At 47.7% G+C, this 15,305-nt stretch carries 13 protein-coding genes; 9 read left to right on the forward strand and 4 right to left on the reverse strand.

Annotation, left to right across the window (positions count from 1 at the left end):
- Window positions 1–30 precede the first annotated feature (30 nt).
- The 3 genes from NK638_RS08950 to NK638_RS08960 are packed head-to-tail and all read right to left on the reverse strand — an operon-like array spanning window position 31 to window position 3,605.
- Entirely contained in the window at window positions 31–2,115 is a 2,085-nt protein-coding gene (locus NK638_RS08950; RefSeq protein ID WP_274632741.1) for a TRAP transporter permease, read from the reverse strand.
- Entirely contained in the window at window positions 2,087–2,611 is a 525-nt protein-coding gene (locus NK638_RS08955) for a DUF1850 domain-containing protein (protein ID WP_274632742.1), read from the reverse strand. Before NK638_RS08955 ends, NK638_RS08950 begins: the two co-directional genes overlap by 29 nt.
- Entirely contained in the window at window positions 2,592–3,605 is a 1,014-nt protein-coding gene (locus NK638_RS08960) for a TAXI family TRAP transporter solute-binding subunit (RefSeq protein ID WP_274632743.1), read from the reverse strand. The genes NK638_RS08955 and NK638_RS08960 overlap by 20 nt, the downstream gene beginning before the upstream one ends.
- Before the next feature lie 380 nt (window positions 3,606–3,985).
- On the opposite strand from NK638_RS08960, the gene NK638_RS08965 reads away from it, so the two are divergent.
- The 7 genes from NK638_RS08965 (at window position 3,986) to NK638_RS08995 (ending at window position 11,870) form a co-directional block, all read left to right on the forward strand.
- Window positions 3,986–5,749: an amidohydrolase gene (locus NK638_RS08965; RefSeq protein WP_274632744.1), complete on the forward strand. Its 1,764-nt coding sequence runs from the start codon at window positions 3,986–3,988 to the stop codon at window positions 5,747–5,749.
- 113 nt (window positions 5,750–5,862) lie between these two features.
- Complete coding sequence (locus tag NK638_RS08970) at window positions 5,863–6,822, forward strand: alpha/beta fold hydrolase (protein WP_274632745.1); 960 nt, start codon at window positions 5,863–5,865, stop codon at window positions 6,820–6,822.
- 101 nt (window positions 6,823–6,923) lie between these two features.
- Window positions 6,924–7,745 (forward strand): 2,3,4,5-tetrahydropyridine-2,6-dicarboxylate N-succinyltransferase, encoded by an 822-nt coding sequence (gene dapD / locus NK638_RS08975; RefSeq protein WP_274632746.1) that lies wholly within the window; start codon window positions 6,924–6,926, stop codon window positions 7,743–7,745.
- Window positions 7,746–8,188: 443 nt separating this feature from the next.
- Entirely contained in the window at window positions 8,189–8,920 is a 732-nt protein-coding gene (gene queE / locus NK638_RS08980) for a 7-carboxy-7-deazaguanine synthase QueE (RefSeq protein WP_274632747.1), read from the forward strand.
- A 142-nt stretch (window positions 8,921–9,062) separates the two neighbouring features.
- Window positions 9,063–10,223, forward strand: coding sequence for a multidrug resistance efflux transporter family protein (locus NK638_RS08985; RefSeq protein WP_274632748.1), 1,161 nt, complete (start codon window positions 9,063–9,065; stop codon window positions 10,221–10,223).
- Between the two features lie 105 nt (window positions 10,224–10,328).
- Complete coding sequence (locus tag NK638_RS08990; RefSeq protein ID WP_105245076.1) at window positions 10,329–10,964, forward strand: trimeric intracellular cation channel family protein; 636 nt, start codon at window positions 10,329–10,331, stop codon at window positions 10,962–10,964.
- Between the two features lie 240 nt (window positions 10,965–11,204).
- Entirely contained in the window at window positions 11,205–11,870 is a 666-nt protein-coding gene (locus NK638_RS08995) for a trimeric intracellular cation channel family protein (protein WP_274632749.1), read from the forward strand.
- Window positions 11,871–11,947: 77 nt separating this feature from the next.
- Here NK638_RS08995 and recJ read toward each other — a convergent pair whose 3' ends face one another.
- Entirely contained in the window at window positions 11,948–13,699 is a 1,752-nt protein-coding gene (gene recJ / locus NK638_RS09000; protein ID WP_274632750.1) for a single-stranded-DNA-specific exonuclease RecJ, read from the reverse strand.
- Window positions 13,700–14,042: 343 nt separating this feature from the next.
- On the opposite strand from recJ, the gene NK638_RS09005 reads away from it, so the two are divergent.
- Both NK638_RS09005 and NK638_RS09010 read left to right on the forward strand, forming a co-directional pair.
- Window positions 14,043–14,558: a hypothetical protein gene (locus NK638_RS09005; RefSeq protein ID WP_274632751.1), complete on the forward strand. Its 516-nt coding sequence runs from the start codon at window positions 14,043–14,045 to the stop codon at window positions 14,556–14,558.
- A 217-nt stretch (window positions 14,559–14,775) separates the two neighbouring features.
- The gene (locus tag NK638_RS09010; protein WP_274632752.1) at window positions 14,776–15,183 is read left to right on the forward strand and encodes a hypothetical protein; all 408 of its coding nucleotides are present in this window, start codon (window positions 14,776–14,778) and stop codon (window positions 15,181–15,183) included.
- Window positions 15,184–15,305: the final 122 nt, after the last annotated feature.

Genomic DNA, 15,305 nt, shown 5'->3' on the forward strand with positions numbered 1-15,305 from the left:
GGACACGCCCTAATATAGATACCTAACGCTTTAAACCGTTAAGGTCGGTGTGGGCTTTTTGGCTGTTTTTATGTTCCAAACAGCGATAATCAGCACGATAATCCCACCTATAAACCCTGTGGTCAGTTCAGGATAAATCAGTAGTAACGCGCCGATGGCCAATATGCCACGCGTGAGTGGACTCATAGCGCCCCTAAAATAGCCCTCTAGCGCCGCCCCTAAAGCAATAACCCCTGTTACCGATGTCAATACCACTGTCACGATATCAAGGATAGGCGGCAGCGGAAAGTCTTTTGCCGTGACTGCCAGACCTGTGGGATCTATCATCAGCATCGTCGGACTATAAATAAACATAAACGGCACGATAAATCCGGCCAATGCCAGCTTCAACGACAAAAACCCTGTCTTCATTGGATCACCACCAGATATACCCGCACCGGCAAAGGCTGCCAGACAGACAGGCGGCGTAATATTGGCAAAAATACCAAAATAAAACACGAACATATGCGCTGATAAAATAGGAATATCAAAACCTGCTAGTGCAGGCGCTGCCATCGTTGCGGTAATGATATACGCAGGAATAGACGGTAGCCCCATGCCGAGTACCATAGAGGCAAGCATGGTCAATATTAGGGTTAAGAATAACGACCCAGCTCCTAATGTCACGATGGATGATGTCATCACCGTCCCAAAGCTGGTTAAGCTGACAACGCCAATGATTACTCCGACGACCGCACAGGCCGCCATCACCGCCAGCGACTGGCGAGCACCATCTTCTAGTGCACCCAAAATGTCCGAAAACCCCATTCTGGTCTCTTTGCGTAGCATACTAATGGCAACCGTGAAGCCAATGGTATAGGCCGCGGCATAGCCGACGGGTACGTTTTCAATCAATAAACAAATCAAAAACACAATCGGTAGTAGCATATGACCACGCGCTTTTAATACTTCTTTGACGGCGGGCAGGTTTTCTTTGGCGATGCCTTTTAGGTCGCGGCGACCCGCACGAAAATGCACTTGAGCAATAACGCCCAGATAGTAGAGCACTGCCGGCAATAAAGCCGCTAAAGCAATGGTGCTATAAGGTAGCCCTGTGGTCTCCGCCATGATAAAGGCACTGGCTCCCATAATCGGTGGCAATATCTGCCCACCAACTGACGCGCTGGCTTCTACTGCTCCCGAAAAGTCTTTGTGATAACCGACTTTTTTCATCAATGGGATGGTAAACGCGCCGGTGCTCACAACGTTCGATAATGCTGAGCCGTTGATACTACCCATAAAGCCGCTTGAGATGACCGCCACCTTGGCAGGGCCGCCTTTTTTATCCCCAGCAATAGCCAATGCCAAATCATTAAACAGCTGGCCCATACCAGAGCGCGCCAAAAACGCGCCAAATAAGATGAACAAAAAGATAAACGTCACCGACGCGCCAATCGCCACAGAATACAGACCTTCCGTTTTTAAAAACAACTGACCAAAAATATCGCCCATATCATAAGGACGCGTGAGCAATCGATCAGGCATAAAATCTAGATGGCTGACAAATGGATAAGCCAAAAATATCGATGCCAATATCGGCAAAATCCAACCGGTGATACGACGACTGCCCTCTAACACACAAATGACGGTGATAATAGAAAATATTACATCGACCGGATTGGCCATACCACCACGTGAGGTCACGATGTCTTGATACTCGTATATCAGATAAGCCATGCCAGACAATGATAGCAAGAACCAAATCCAGTCATACCAAGCGACGTGCTTGCGGCTACTTTTTTTACTGGCTGGAAATATCAGAAATATCAGGGCAAAACCAACACCGACGTGTACAGAGCGCTGCAATAGTGCTGGCATTGGGTTGAAGGTGATATACAAGTGAAAGATAGAATATAAAATGCAAATTCCAGCGATAAAATACTTAACTGGACCTTGAGTGATGTGACGGGTGATCGACTCTCGATCATACTTTTCTAATATGGCCTGATTATGAGCTTGCGCGTCAAGCTCGGCATCTACATTGGTAGCAGCATGGGTGCTGGCATGGATGGGCAGATCAGCATGATTGGCTGACATCGTGGTCACATTATCGTGATCCGTCACTTGCGAGTTCATGACAAAAGTCCTTTTGTAATCTGTCAATTAAATGATACGTCTTGGGCGTAACCGTTACTTCAGAATAATCTGGCGCCCACTCATGAATCAAAAGCCGATGGTCGGCATAATTTAGCTCACCCTTGGTCAATCTAGACACTACCCAATTAAGGCTAGGCAGTGTTTCGTTGATTTGATAACCCAAATAGCCAGGTCTTTGTATGGGGGCCAGCGCTTCAGTCGACGGCGTACCTGCACCAAACGCTTCAAAATAAGTGGTTGTCAACAGCAGACCGTCGTCTGTACGTTGATACTGCTCCTCCCACCACTGCTTTTCTACAGAATGGATCCAGCGCAGCTCAAAGTTGGGCTCAGTAAAATAACAGGTGGTGCCATCGACTTGCACTTCGACAACGGGCTGCTGGGATACGCTGGCCCATAGCACAAAAAAAACTAGCGCAGCCATCAGTGCCGCGCTAGTTAATAACCATAGACGTTTACTTGGCTGCTTGCTCATCGTAGTACTTTTTAGCGCCAGGATGGATTGGGGCTACCATACCAGTGTTGGCAGACTCTAAGCTGATATCATTGGCTGCTTGATGCGCGGTTTTTAGGCCATCCAAATTATCAAACAAAGCCTTAGTCAGCTTATAACCATCGTCTTCAGATAAATCCGAACGCACCAACAACGCATTCATAATCGCGGCCGTCGGTATCGCGGTATCGTTGCCGTAAGTACCCGCTGGTATCTCAAAGGTTTTAAAGTAAGGTTTGGTGCCGATAATCTCATTCAGTTTGTCTTGATCGATAGTGACCAGCTGCAAGTCTAAGCCCTGCTCTAACTCCATCAATGACGAGTTTGGTAGACCACTACTAAAGAACGCCGCTTCGATTTTGCCAGCCTTCATACCATCAGCCGCTTCAGCAAAGCCTAAATAGTCGACGGTGATGTCATCATAAGTAATACCAAAGCCTTCTAATAATGTTCGAGCGTTAACTTCAGTTCCTGAACCTTGATCGCCAACCGCGATACGCTTACCACGCAAATCTTCGATATTTTTGATACCAGACTGTTGCGACGTCACGATTTGCACGACATTGGGGTATAGCACAGCGATCTGCTGAATGTTATCAATTGGCTGCTCAAAGTTATTTTTGCCGTCGACGGCATCGGTGACGACATCGCTCAGCGCCAATACCATATCTACCTTGCCTTGGGTTAATAAATTGACGTTTTCAACTGATGCGCCTGTGGTCTGCGTCTTTGAGTTGACCCCAAAGGTTTTGGCATAAACCTCAGACAATGCTGTACCAATAATATTATAAGGGCCAGATGCGCCGCCTGTGGCGATGGTGACAAACTTTGTGTCCAGCTTATCGTCTGCAGTAGCACTACTTTCTGCCGCTGCATTGTCTGTGTTTTCTGAGCTTGGAGAAGAGCACGCGGTTAGGCCTAAAACAGCACTTAACATCGCTGATAAAAGCAAAGGAGATTTTGAAGAGTTGAGCATGGCATTCATCCTTGAAATGTTTTATACGCTTGTCTAAACGCATAGTCTTTAAAAATAGATACGTTACAGACCTATAATACTATAGCAATTCTTATGGTAAATAAACTGCCTGCACCGACGCAAATAGATACTGCGCAAAATGCTTCCCAGTCTTACTGCATTTCTTTTATAGTGGATCAACTATAATTTAGCTGCTTATTCCATATCAGCATTAATGCATGCTCTAGGCGCTACTGGCTCCCACAGGATAGAAAAGCAACAAATCGCCCAAGGATATTGACCGCATTTGCCATTATAGTTAGATTGGTTCTATCGGTATCTTTTGGCAAAGCGCACAGCACGTTTATCATTCATAGGAAAAGATAAGACTAGGGAAGAAAATGAGCACACATCTATTTATAAGACCGGTCTTATTAGGCATGGGCCTACTGGGCATGATCGGCTGTGCAGCAAATCTGACAGCAGACAATCAAGACAGCACGGTGGCGGTACAAGCAGCGACCAGTCAAGCAACCATCTATTACAACGGCAATATCATTACCATGGAGGGCGACCAGCCGCAACTAGCGCAAGCATTGGTCACCCAAAACGGTAAGATTGCTTATGTTGGCAGCTTAAAACACGCGCAAAACAACTATAAAAACGCCGCGACCGTCGATTTGCAACATCAGACGCTGCTGCCAGGATTTATCGATCCACACAGTCATTTTGGCTTGGTGTCCAACACTATGGGACAAGTGGATCTGAGCGCACCGCCGATTGGTAAGATAGACAATATCGATAAAATGCTGCTAGCGTTAAAGGCTTATAAAAAAGACAATAGTATCGCTGATGGCGAGTGGATATTTGGCTGGGGTTATGATGAGACTCAGCTCACTGAGGATCGCCATCCGACCAAAGAAGAGATTGATAGCGTTTTGCCAAACAATCCAGTGTATTTGCAGCATACCAGTGGTCATATGGGGGTTGCCAACTCCAGTGCGCTGGCTGCTATGGACATCACTGCCGATAGTCAGTCACCTGAAGGTGGTAATATCGCCCGAGTCAAAGGCTCAAACGAGCCAAATGGTCTGCTACAAGAGACAGCGATGTATCCGCTTATGTATCAATTGCTCAAGACGCTTGAGCCCAAGCAAGCGCAGTTTTTTGATCAAACCCAAGACTACTACGCCAAGTACGGCGTGACCACAGCGCAAGACGGCTCTACTACCCGTGATGCTATTCAGTTTTTTCAAAAACAAGCCGATAATGGTAAGCTAAAAATCGACTTGGTCTCCTTGGCAGGGGTTAGTGATTTGGACGAAAACTTGGCCGATAAAGACTTTAAATGGCAAACTTATCAAAACGGTTTTAAGGTACAAGGCACCAAAATCATCGCCGACGGCTCCCCGCAAGGCAAGACCGCTTACTTTACTCAGCCTTATCTGACGCCTGTACCAGACTGCGAGAGCGACTGCCGCGGCTTGCCGAGTATCAGCCAAGAGAAGATGAATGAGATGTTTGTCAAAGCCTATAAAAATGACAATCAGTTATTTATTCATAATAATGGTGACGCGGCCACTGATATGATCATAAAAGCGCACGAATATGCGGTCAAACAAACGGGGCAAGCCGCTGATAAAGACCGCCGTATCGTGCCGATTCATACGCAGTTTGCGCGGCCAGACCAGCTAGCGGCGTTTAAAAAGTACAATATGGTGCAGTCATTTTTTACCAACCACGCTTACTTTTGGGGCGATGTCCATATCAAAAACTTGGGCGAAAAACGCGCCAACTCCTTAAGCCCTCTTGCCACAGTTGATAAATTGGGCATCCCTTATACCAATCACTCCGACGACACTGTCACGCCAGTCGATCCGCTGTTTTCTGTTTGGACAGCGGTCAATCGCACCTCACGTACAGGCCAAGTCATCGGTGCTGATGAACGCATCACGCCGTACCAAGCTCTCAAGGCTATCACCAGCAACGCGGCGTATCAGTATTTTGAAGAAGACACCAAAGGCACACTAGCTGCTGGTAAACTCGCGGATTTGGTGATTTTAGATAACAACCCACTGACCATAAAACCAGCCGATATCCGCAATATTAAAGTAGTAAAAACCATCAAAGAAGGCAACACTATTTATCAGCGTCCAGTACAATAACAGTCAAATGATATGGCCTATGCACGATATCAGGCAGCTTATATCGTGCGATTTGCCCTCTATGTTTATGACAATCATGCGCCCCGTATTTTACCGAATCATAGGAGTTTTTTATGAGTAGTAGCACCGATAGCAGTCACGAGCATATTTTGTCCTCAGACAATATCCACCATCTACATCATGCGTTTTTTGTGCCAAGCGATACGCAAACCGATATCAAGGCCACTCTACTCGTCGTACACGGTATGGCCGAGCATAGTGGCCGCTATGCAGATTTTGCACAGTTTTTAGCCGATCACGGTATCGCCGTCGCCACTTATGACCATTTAGGCCATGGTAGAACCGTCAAAACCCAAGCGGACTTAGGTTTTTTCGCTGACGAGCATCCTATGCAGTCATTGCTAAAAGACGTCATCGTGATGGCAGATCAGCTACAAGCGCGTCATCCGGAGGTGCCACACTTTGTCATGGGGCACTCAATGGGCTCCTTTATCGTCCGCAATGTCCTCAAACATCATGCTCATCGCTTTGCAGGTGCTATCTTGATGGGCAGTGCAGATACCAACCCCTTGACCAAAGTGCTGGTACCTGCCAATAAACTCTTGGCAAAAGTCGCCCCAAAAACCCCAAATCCTGTATTTGCCACGGTCATGAATAAAGTCCTCAATAGCAAGCTAAAGAACCGCCAATCAGATTCTGAGTTTGCTTGGTTAAGTCAAAACCCTGAAGCCATCGCAGACTATGAGGCTGATCCATTGACAGGCTTTGATTTTACCAATAACGGCTTTATGACGCTGTTTTGTTTGATGGAAACGGGGCTGAATAAACACTGGGCCGCCACCATTCCCAAGGACTTTCCGATGCTCTTTATCAGCGGCGAGGACGACCCTATCGGCAATATGGGTCGCGGCATTCGTCGCATCGTCACCCGCTTAAACCAGCAAAACTTTAGCAACGTCGATATCCAGCTTTATCCAAATATGCGTCATGAGCCGCTCCATGAAAAAGACCATCAAACCGTTTATCAAGATATCCTAGAATGGATAGAAGATAATACTGCGGACGTTTGCTAAAAGCGGTCAAATTAGCGACAATACAGCGAACGTGTTTTTTCACCACATTTACGCCCTTATTTTGTTATAAGATTTCTCTTTTATTAACTTTAGGAACCTTTATGTCATTACAACAAACCATCGAACAAGCCTTTGAAAACCGTAACGAATATAGCCCAAGCACCATGCCGCAAGATGTGCGCGATGCCATCGAGCAAGTGCTTGAGCAACTAGATAACGGCAGCCTGCGCGTAGCAGAAAAAAAGGATGGCGAATGGGTCGTCAATCAGTGGGCCAAAAAAGCAGTGCTACTCTCGTTCCGTCTTAATGACAATTATGTGCAAGCTGCCGGCGAGCATGTGCAGTTCTATGACAAGGTACCGACCAAATTTGCTGATTGGAGTGAGGCGCAGTTTAAAGAAGCAGGCGTACGCGTCGTGCCACCAGCAGTCGCTCGTAAAGGCTCTTATGTCGCAGCAGGCGCGGTACTGATGCCATCATACGTCAACATTGGCGCTTATGTTGATCAAGGCGCGATGGTCGATACGTGGGCGACCGTTGGCTCTTGCGCGCAAATCGGTAAAAACGTCCATCTATCAGGCGGCGTCGGTATCGGCGGTGTGCTTGAGCCGCTACAAGCCAACCCGACTATTATCGAAGACAACTGCTTTATCGGTGCACGCTCTGAGATCGTTGAAGGCGTCATCGTTGAGGAAGGCGCAGTCATCTCCATGGGCGTGTATATCGGTCAATCTACGCGCATTTATGATCGCGAGACAGGCGAGATTCATCGCGGCCGCGTACCAGCAGGCTCTGTCGTCGTACCAGGTAGCTTGCCATCAGAAGATGGTACTCATAGCCTCTATGCCGCCATCATCGTCAAAAAAGTCGATGCACAGACGCGCGCAAAAACAGCGGTCAATGAGCTGCTACGCTTAGACTAATCTGCTCGCGTATACGTTGGTTTTTATACTAAACCGTTTTTAGGGCGTGTCCTCAATTCAATCGATAGCCATCTAAATGGGCTAAATCTGGCCAAACGGTGTCAAATAGCTGACTAATATCTCGATATTACTTGCGCTATCTTCCTTGTTTGACTGCGATTTATCTCATTTTTATCGCCATTTTTAAAATGAGGACACGCCCTAGTAAAATAGCTTTATATACAGATGCTGGAGCATGGCTTCAGCATCTTTTTTTATATTTTAATTTTTTATGTATTAGCCGCAGCGTAATACCATTGGTTACGTTATAATTCACCGTGATTTTTTGCGCTATCCTCGCATAAAGCGGCCGCACCTACGACCTGACTTTTTGCACAAGCTTATCGCCGAGCGCTTTATCAACGCTCACTTGTCGTTGAAACTATATTGTATTTGAAACCATTATGAACCAGTCGCCGTTACGCACCGCCGCCATCCCCGTCACCGACCCGAGCGCAGGTCTGCGTTTGACAGAGATTTTTTACTCGCTACAAGGTGAGGCGCTGACCTCAGGCTTACCGACCATATTTGTCCGCTTAACCGGCTGTCCACTCAGATGCGTCTACTGCGATACTGAGTATGCCTTTACAGGTGGCGAGCGTCAGTCATTAGATGCCATCATAGCGACGATCAAAACCTATCCGTGCAAGCGGATTTGTCTGACGGGCGGTGAGCCATTGGCTCAGCCCAATGCCATCGAGCTGATGCAACGCCTGCTCAGCGATGGCTATGAGATTTCCCTTGAGACGGCAGGGGCGCTGAGTGTCAAAGACGTACCAGCGGCGGTCAGCAAAGTCATGGATCTCAAAACCCCAAGCTCAGGCGAAGCTGATAAAAACCTTTGGTCAAATCTTGACCACTTAACCCAGCATGATCAGATTAAGTTTGTCATTATGAACCGCACTGACTATGACTGGGCAAAAACCACACTCATTGAGCATCAGCTGGATAAACGCGTCGGCACGGTTTGGTTTTCGCCGATGTTTACTGTTGCAGATGATATCGATGACGCGGTCAGTCCAGAGGTGCCTGTGCTTGCCCGCGAGCTTGCCGAATGGATACTGACCGACGCCCTGCCCGTGCGCTTTCAGCTGCAATTGCACAAAATCATTTGGGCAGATGTCAAAGGTAAATAGTGAAAAGGCAAACAGTAAAAAGGCAAATAACGATAGGCATCGCCTCGGCGTTATCATAAACAGCTAAATAGCTGTATCAAGGGCACAAGAAAAACGGTATAAATCGCTCACACGACACGGAAATAAGAATAAGGGCACAAAGATGATCAAGCTAATACTACTGGGCTTATTGGCAGGGGCGTTTTTTAGCTCGACATTTATTTTAAATGAGATGATGAGTGCGGCAGGCGGCCACTGGTTTTGGTCGGCGAGTCTGCGCTATGTCTTTATGTGGCTGATAATCACCGGCATCATCTTGTTTCAGCAAGGGATGGGGCGCCTCAAAGCTTTGACAGCGGTCTTTTTTCAGCACTGGGTTTTTTGGTGCCTCACAGGCAGTATTGGCTTTGGGCTGTTTTATGCAGGTATCTGCTATGCCGCCGATCATGTGGCAGGCTGGGTGGTCGCGGCGACCTTTATGTTTACCGTCGTGACCAGCTTATTGGTGCTGATGGTCTTTGGCCAGCGTTTTGATAAAAAATTCATCCTTTATGCCCTTTTAGTGTTTGTTGGCGTGGTGATGGTCAATGTCAGTGAGGGCTTGCACGCCGCTGCACTTGCCGACACTGATATTGCCCATGCCGTCCCTATGGCACAGATGCTGCTCTATGGGGCACTGCCCGCCCTTATTGCCGCCTTTAGCTACCCGATTGGCAATCAGTTGGTCTGGCAAGTCACTCATAACTCCCGCACGCCAGCGTTACCCGCTGACTTGGCAGATCAGTCGCACGCCATATCTGGCATTGCCGACACCCATGACGAGCCACTAATCTCTGAAGCTTATGATCTGCCGCCTACTTTATATGACACTAGTACCACCAGCACCGCTCTAAATGCTCTGCCTGCCGCCGCACCTGCGCCGTCACTACTGCAAACTCTAATCCATCGTATCCCTTCGATTGAGACTACCTTACTACACAATGCCTTTAACAAAGTTTGGCTAATGACTGTGGGGAGTTTGCCATTTTGGCTGCTTTTGGGCATGATAGTGCGACCCGAGCTGCCCGATAGCACACAAGTGTTCAATACATTGCTGGTGGCTTTGTTGGCCGGGGTGGCGGCTACTACTATATTTTTGTACGCGCGCGGTCAGGCGGTGACCTCAAGCGAAGTGGCTGGCGTCGATGCCACCCAAGCCAGTGAGGTGATATTTGCCCTTATCGGTGGGATATTATTACTGGGTAACTCGGTACCTTCAGCGATGGGTTTGCTCGGTATTGGTTTGATCATTATCGGGCTGATATTTTTTGCCAAGGATGGCTAAGTCGTATACAGCTGTCTCGTTGATGTTTTTGCTACACGACGAATGCAATAGCCTTTATTGCGCTTAGTCATCTCATTTTGACGGTCACGACTTGGTACTATAACGATGGTTAATGATTTGATTTTCCCTGATATCTTGTTGTACTTACTGGATATGGTAGGGGTGATAGCCTGCGCAATCGCGGGAACTTTGCTGGCGCAGCACAAAGGCTTTGATATTGCAGGCTGTATTTTGGTATCGCTGGTCAATGCCATCGGCGGTGGTACACTACGTGATATGGCGCTTGATCGTCATCCGCTGTTTTGGATGACCGATCTCAATTATGTGATTGTTATCACGCTGACCTCGCTTATTTTACAGATATTTTTTCACCTTTATCATAAGATTGATAATGCGCTAAAGCTCTTTGATGCTATTGGCTTGGCCGCATTTAGTGTCATTGGTTTTAAGGTGGCGCTCACGCAAGATATGTCACCGATCATTGCGATTATGATGGGGGTTTGGACCGCGATTATCGGTGGGCTATTACGTGATATTATCTGTAATGAGATACCGCTTGTGCTACAGCGTGAGATTTATATCACGGCCAGCATCATAGGCTCTACGACCTATCTGCTGCTACAGTATTTGGGGGTCGATGCTGGCATCAATGAATTTATTATGCTGTTTGTGATTTTTGCTGTTCGGATGTTGGCACTGAGGTTTGACTGGCATCTGCCGTCTATTCGCCTAGTTGATTGACGGCTATAGTCGATTCTAAATAAAATATAACGAGGAACTGGTATAAATTTTTTTGGCGTGCTGTGCCTACGCCGACAGATGGTGCGTAAAATTCATCCCAGTAGCGCTATGACATTTTTAGAGTGTATCGACTATATCATTAATATCAGATTGTCAGATTGTCAGATTGATTGTAGATAGCCTTTATCCTCTTCTACCGATTCGACCCGCTGCCCCATCATCACCTAATGAGACTTGCGCATGTTGACCATCGCATTAGACCCTGCTGCTCTGATCACCACGTTTGATCCGCGCTCGCTGATATATCTGTTTGATATGATCGGTATCGTCGCTTGTAGCGTCTCAGGTACGATACTGGCCAAGCACAAAAACTTCGATGTCTTTGGTTGCCTGCTGGTGTCTATTGTCACTGCCATCGGTGGCGGTACGGTACGTGATGTCATTTTAGACCGTCATCCGCTGTTTTGGATGGTCGATATGAGCTACTTGACTGTCATTACCTTGTCTTCACTGGTGATGCAGATATTTTTTCATCCAAACTCCAGACGCGTCGATACGTTTCTCAAACTCTCAGACACCATCGGCTTATCAGCCTTTACCCTCATCGGTATCAAAGTCGCAGACAGTATGGGCGCCAACGTGCCAGTGGCCTTACTCCTAGGGGTGATTACCATTGTGGTCGGCGGTATTATCCGCGATATGATCTGCAATGAGATACCGCTGGTTTTGCAGCAAGAGATTTATATCACCGCGGCATTGGCAGGCGGTATTCTCTACTTTGTGCTGCACAATCTCGGCGTGACGCCTTGGGTGGCTGACGTCTCAGCGATGAGTACGATTTTTATTTTGCGTATGCTGGCGATACGTTATGATTGGCAGTTTCCGACCATAGAATGGCGATATTAATCACACGGCGCTGACACGCGGGTCTCAATGCTCAATGCTAAACAGTCAAAGCACTGGCGGTAAAAGCGCTTTACGAGCTACGCCGCTGCTACCACTGCCAAGTCTTTAATCATGAGTTGTAAGCTTTGTTTGCCGTTCCACTCGTTGATATCGAGCTCAAACAATACATGCACTTGCTGGGCGCGATAATCCCACGCCGCGCTATCAAAGTTAAAATAAATGGCATCAATCGGATACTGCACGTCAGGATAACGCAGTGATAGCTTCAAGTGCTTGTCTTTTAAAACCTTAAAGCTTAATACCTCAAACACCCCATCAAATATCGGCGGTGCAAAGCCATGACCCCAGATACTGGCATCTGCCAAATGCTCGGCAAACCATAGGCTAAAGTCGCTGGCCTGCAGTGGCCCATCGGTGAGTTTTTGCTCAGCAAACACCTCGTCATCTATCTCTGCCATGACCTCATTGAACGCCGCCACAAACCCGTCAAAGTGACGACGCTTGATCGTCAAGCCAGCCGCCATCGCATGGCCACCAAAGTGGCTGATTAAGTCAGGATAGCGCTCAGCGACCAGCTCAATGGCATCACGAATATGCACGCCTGCAATCGACCGCGCAGAGCCTTTGATCGCATCATCGTCTCCGGTACATGCTTTATCTGCTGGCGCAAAGACAATGCTGGGCAGATAATACGTTTCTTTTAATCGTCCAGCGACGATACCGATGACGCCTTGGTGCCAATCGTCTTGATACAAAATAATACTGCGCTTATCGGTGCTACTGGCGGTGCCTGCTAGCGTTTGTACGATATTGTCCGCCTGCGCCCGCATCTCGCCTTCTACCTGACGGCGCGTACGGTTTAGCTGTTCTAGCTCTTGCGCCAAACGCTGCGCGGTGTGCCAGTCTTCGGTCAACAAGCACTCAATGCCGATACGCATGTTGTCCATACGCCCAGCAGCGTTGATACGTGGGCCTAAGACAAACCCAAAGTCCTGCGCGTGCAGCTGCTTTGGATCGCGGCCTGCTTGCTCGAGGAGCGCCAAGATACCCATGCAGCAGCGCCCTTGACGAATGGCAGTTAGCCCATGATGCACCAGGATACGGTTGTTTTTGTCCAGTACGCCAACATCGGCAATCGTGCCAAGCGCCACCAAATCTAAATACTGGCTGACTTGTACAGTGGACTTACCAGCTGTACGGCGTCGTTTTGCCAAGCGGCCCAGCACATAAAACGCCACACCAACCCCCACCAAGGCTTTGCTGGCAAAATGACAGTCGAGCTGATTGGGATTGACCACCGCTTCAGCTGGCGGGGTCGCTTTGGTGGTCAAGTGATGGTCGGTGATAATCACCGTAATGCCGTCGGCCTGCGCACGGGCGACACCTTCATGACTGGAGATGCCATTGTCCACCGTCACGATCATGTCTGGCTGATAAGTTTCAATCCCCAGCTCTACAATCTCAGGCGTCAGTCCATAGCCATATTTAAAGCGATCTGGCACCAAAAAATCCACCACCGCGCCCATCTTAGTGAGCACACGCATCATCAGCGCCGTGCTGGTCGCGCCATCACAATCAAAGTCGCCGACGATCAAAATCCGCTGACCTTTATCAATAGCAGCATCTAACAGATCCACAGCTTTGGTGACACCATGCAGCTGCTCAGCGGGCAGTAGCCCAGAGAGACTGATCTCCAGCTGCTCAGGATTGGTGATGCCGCGACCAGCGTATAGTCGGGCAAGCGTCAGTGACTGGGCGGCAAGAGGCTGCAAGGCGGCGGGCAACTCGTCGATGCGAGTGCTGGTATAACGAGGGGTTAAATTTAGCATGACGGTATTCTACTGGCTTTCATGCAGGGTCACAATGCCAATTTATAGCGGTCAGGTTTATTCTTTACGATTGCTTTTGACTTCTTAAAACACTTGTTTAAAACACTTTGTCAGCCTTCAACAGATCATACAGTGCTTACACTCCATGTCTGCGCACACCTCTGGCTTAGGCTAAATTTACAAAAACGGTGCACAGTGACTGTAATTTTCTGCATTTTGCTACAAAGCGATGATTGTATGCTACCGATAAATCCATAAAATAGATGTCAATCAATATATTTTCACCATAAGTGATATAAAAACCCTATTTTCCATTATTTAAAAAAACGTACAAGGACCTTTTATGAAAACCACACCAGTCGCTGAAAAACTCCCTAATACCATCGATCCCAATCTTGATCTCGATAAAGTCAAACAAGAATGTCTGGATTTGGTCAAAAAACGTGCCAGAGTCTCAGCTGGTGTCGCCATCGTACCTGTGCCGTTTTTTGATGTGGCAGTCGATGCAGGCATGTTGACCCAGCTCATCCCTGAGATCAGTGAGCGCTTTGGCTTGATCGAAGACCGTAAGTCAGCGATTGACTTGGAGTCACGCGAAGTGCACTGGAGCGCGATTAGAGATCGTACGGTTGACTTTGCAGGTTTGATGGCGACGCGCGGTCTCGTCAAAAAAACCATTCAAGGTTTTGGTGGTCGTATCGCCGCCAAGCAAGTGACCAAATTTATCCCATTGGGTGGGCAGTTGGTGGCTGCAACGATGGGCTATACCATTTTTAAGAAAATCGCCACCGATCATATCAACGAATGCTATAAGTTGGCCAAAGACATTCAGCAAAAGCAAAGTAGCAAAAACGTCTAATATCGGCGTTACCAAATAAAAGAACTAAATAAAAAAGATACGCTGCATCAGTTCGTTAGACTGGGATCGACTTATTTCAGTCTTGCTTTGATGCTCTGCGCGATCTTAACACGCCAGCGAATACCAAAATAAATGGCCTTCGCTGGTTTTTTTATGTGCTTTTTTAGGGCTATCGTGGCACCATGTTTATCTCTATAACCATACCAAGGAGTATTGTGTGAAAAAACACGGGTCTACAAAAAAAATACTGGCATCTACTGCATTACTGACTGCGCTTGCCTTGGGCGGCTGCACCACCACAGGTAGCGTCAATAATGACGCTGGCACTGCCATTGGTGCCGCCAATGAGATCGGCATGAATGTGTTTCGCGCAGCCATTGACAACCAATGTCGCAGCCAAATTGAAAAACAAAATGCGTGGCGTATCGCTAGCGTTGCCATGACCGAGACGCAGCAAGAAACCATAAAAAGCAATGTCTGTGGCTGCGTCAGTGAGCAAGCCCCGCAGCAAGTCAGCCTCGTTGAGCTGGGCAACGCGGCCATCGACCCCAGCTACCGCACGCAGCTGGTTACCCGAGTCGTCGCAAAATCACTGCAGAGCTGCTATGCAAGTTTTATGAAATAATCAGACTGTCATGGAATGCGATTTACTCAAGCATACCTCCCGTTAGTCAAAATTCTTTATCATTAATCAAAATCCTTTATCAGTATAGTTAGCTGAATGTAAAACTGTTATGGATTTAAACG

The sequence above is a fragment of the Psychrobacter sp. A3 genome, assembly GCF_028823565.1.
GTDB lineage: Bacteria > Pseudomonadota > Gammaproteobacteria > Pseudomonadales > Moraxellaceae > Psychrobacter > Psychrobacter celer.

What these genes read in the sequence shown, in the direction of transcription:
- NK638_RS08950 (WP_274632741.1), bottom strand. Translation starts at nt 2,115, where the DNA reads ATGAACTCGCAAGTGACGGATCACGATAATGTGACCACGATGTCAGCC.
- NK638_RS08970 (WP_274632745.1), top strand. Translation starts at nt 5,863, where the DNA reads ATGAGTAGTAGCACCGATAGCAGTCACGAGCATATTTTGTCCTCAGAC.
- NK638_RS08985 (WP_274632748.1), top strand. Translation starts at nt 9,063, where the DNA reads ATGATCAAGCTAATACTACTGGGCTTATTGGCAGGGGCGTTTTTTAGC.
- NK638_RS08955 (WP_274632742.1), bottom strand. Translation starts at nt 2,611, where the DNA reads ATGAGCAAGCAGCCAAGTAAACGTCTATGGTTATTAACTAGCGCGGCA.
- recJ (WP_274632750.1), bottom strand. Translation starts at nt 13,699, where the DNA reads ATGCTAAATTTAACCCCTCGTTATACCAGCACTCGCATCGACGAGTTG.
- NK638_RS08960 (WP_274632743.1), bottom strand. Translation starts at nt 3,605, where the DNA reads ATGCTCAACTCTTCAAAATCTCCTTTGCTTTTATCAGCGATGTTAAGT.
- queE (WP_274632747.1), top strand. Translation starts at nt 8,189, where the DNA reads ATGAACCAGTCGCCGTTACGCACCGCCGCCATCCCCGTCACCGACCCG.
- NK638_RS08995 (WP_274632749.1), top strand. Translation starts at nt 11,205, where the DNA reads ATGTTGACCATCGCATTAGACCCTGCTGCTCTGATCACCACGTTTGAT.
- NK638_RS08990 (WP_105245076.1), top strand. Translation starts at nt 10,329, where the DNA reads ATGGTTAATGATTTGATTTTCCCTGATATCTTGTTGTACTTACTGGAT.
- NK638_RS08965 (WP_274632744.1), top strand. Translation starts at nt 3,986, where the DNA reads ATGAGCACACATCTATTTATAAGACCGGTCTTATTAGGCATGGGCCTA.
- NK638_RS09005 (WP_274632751.1), top strand. Translation starts at nt 14,043, where the DNA reads ATGAAAACCACACCAGTCGCTGAAAAACTCCCTAATACCATCGATCCC.
- dapD (WP_274632746.1), top strand. Translation starts at nt 6,924, where the DNA reads ATGTCATTACAACAAACCATCGAACAAGCCTTTGAAAACCGTAACGAA.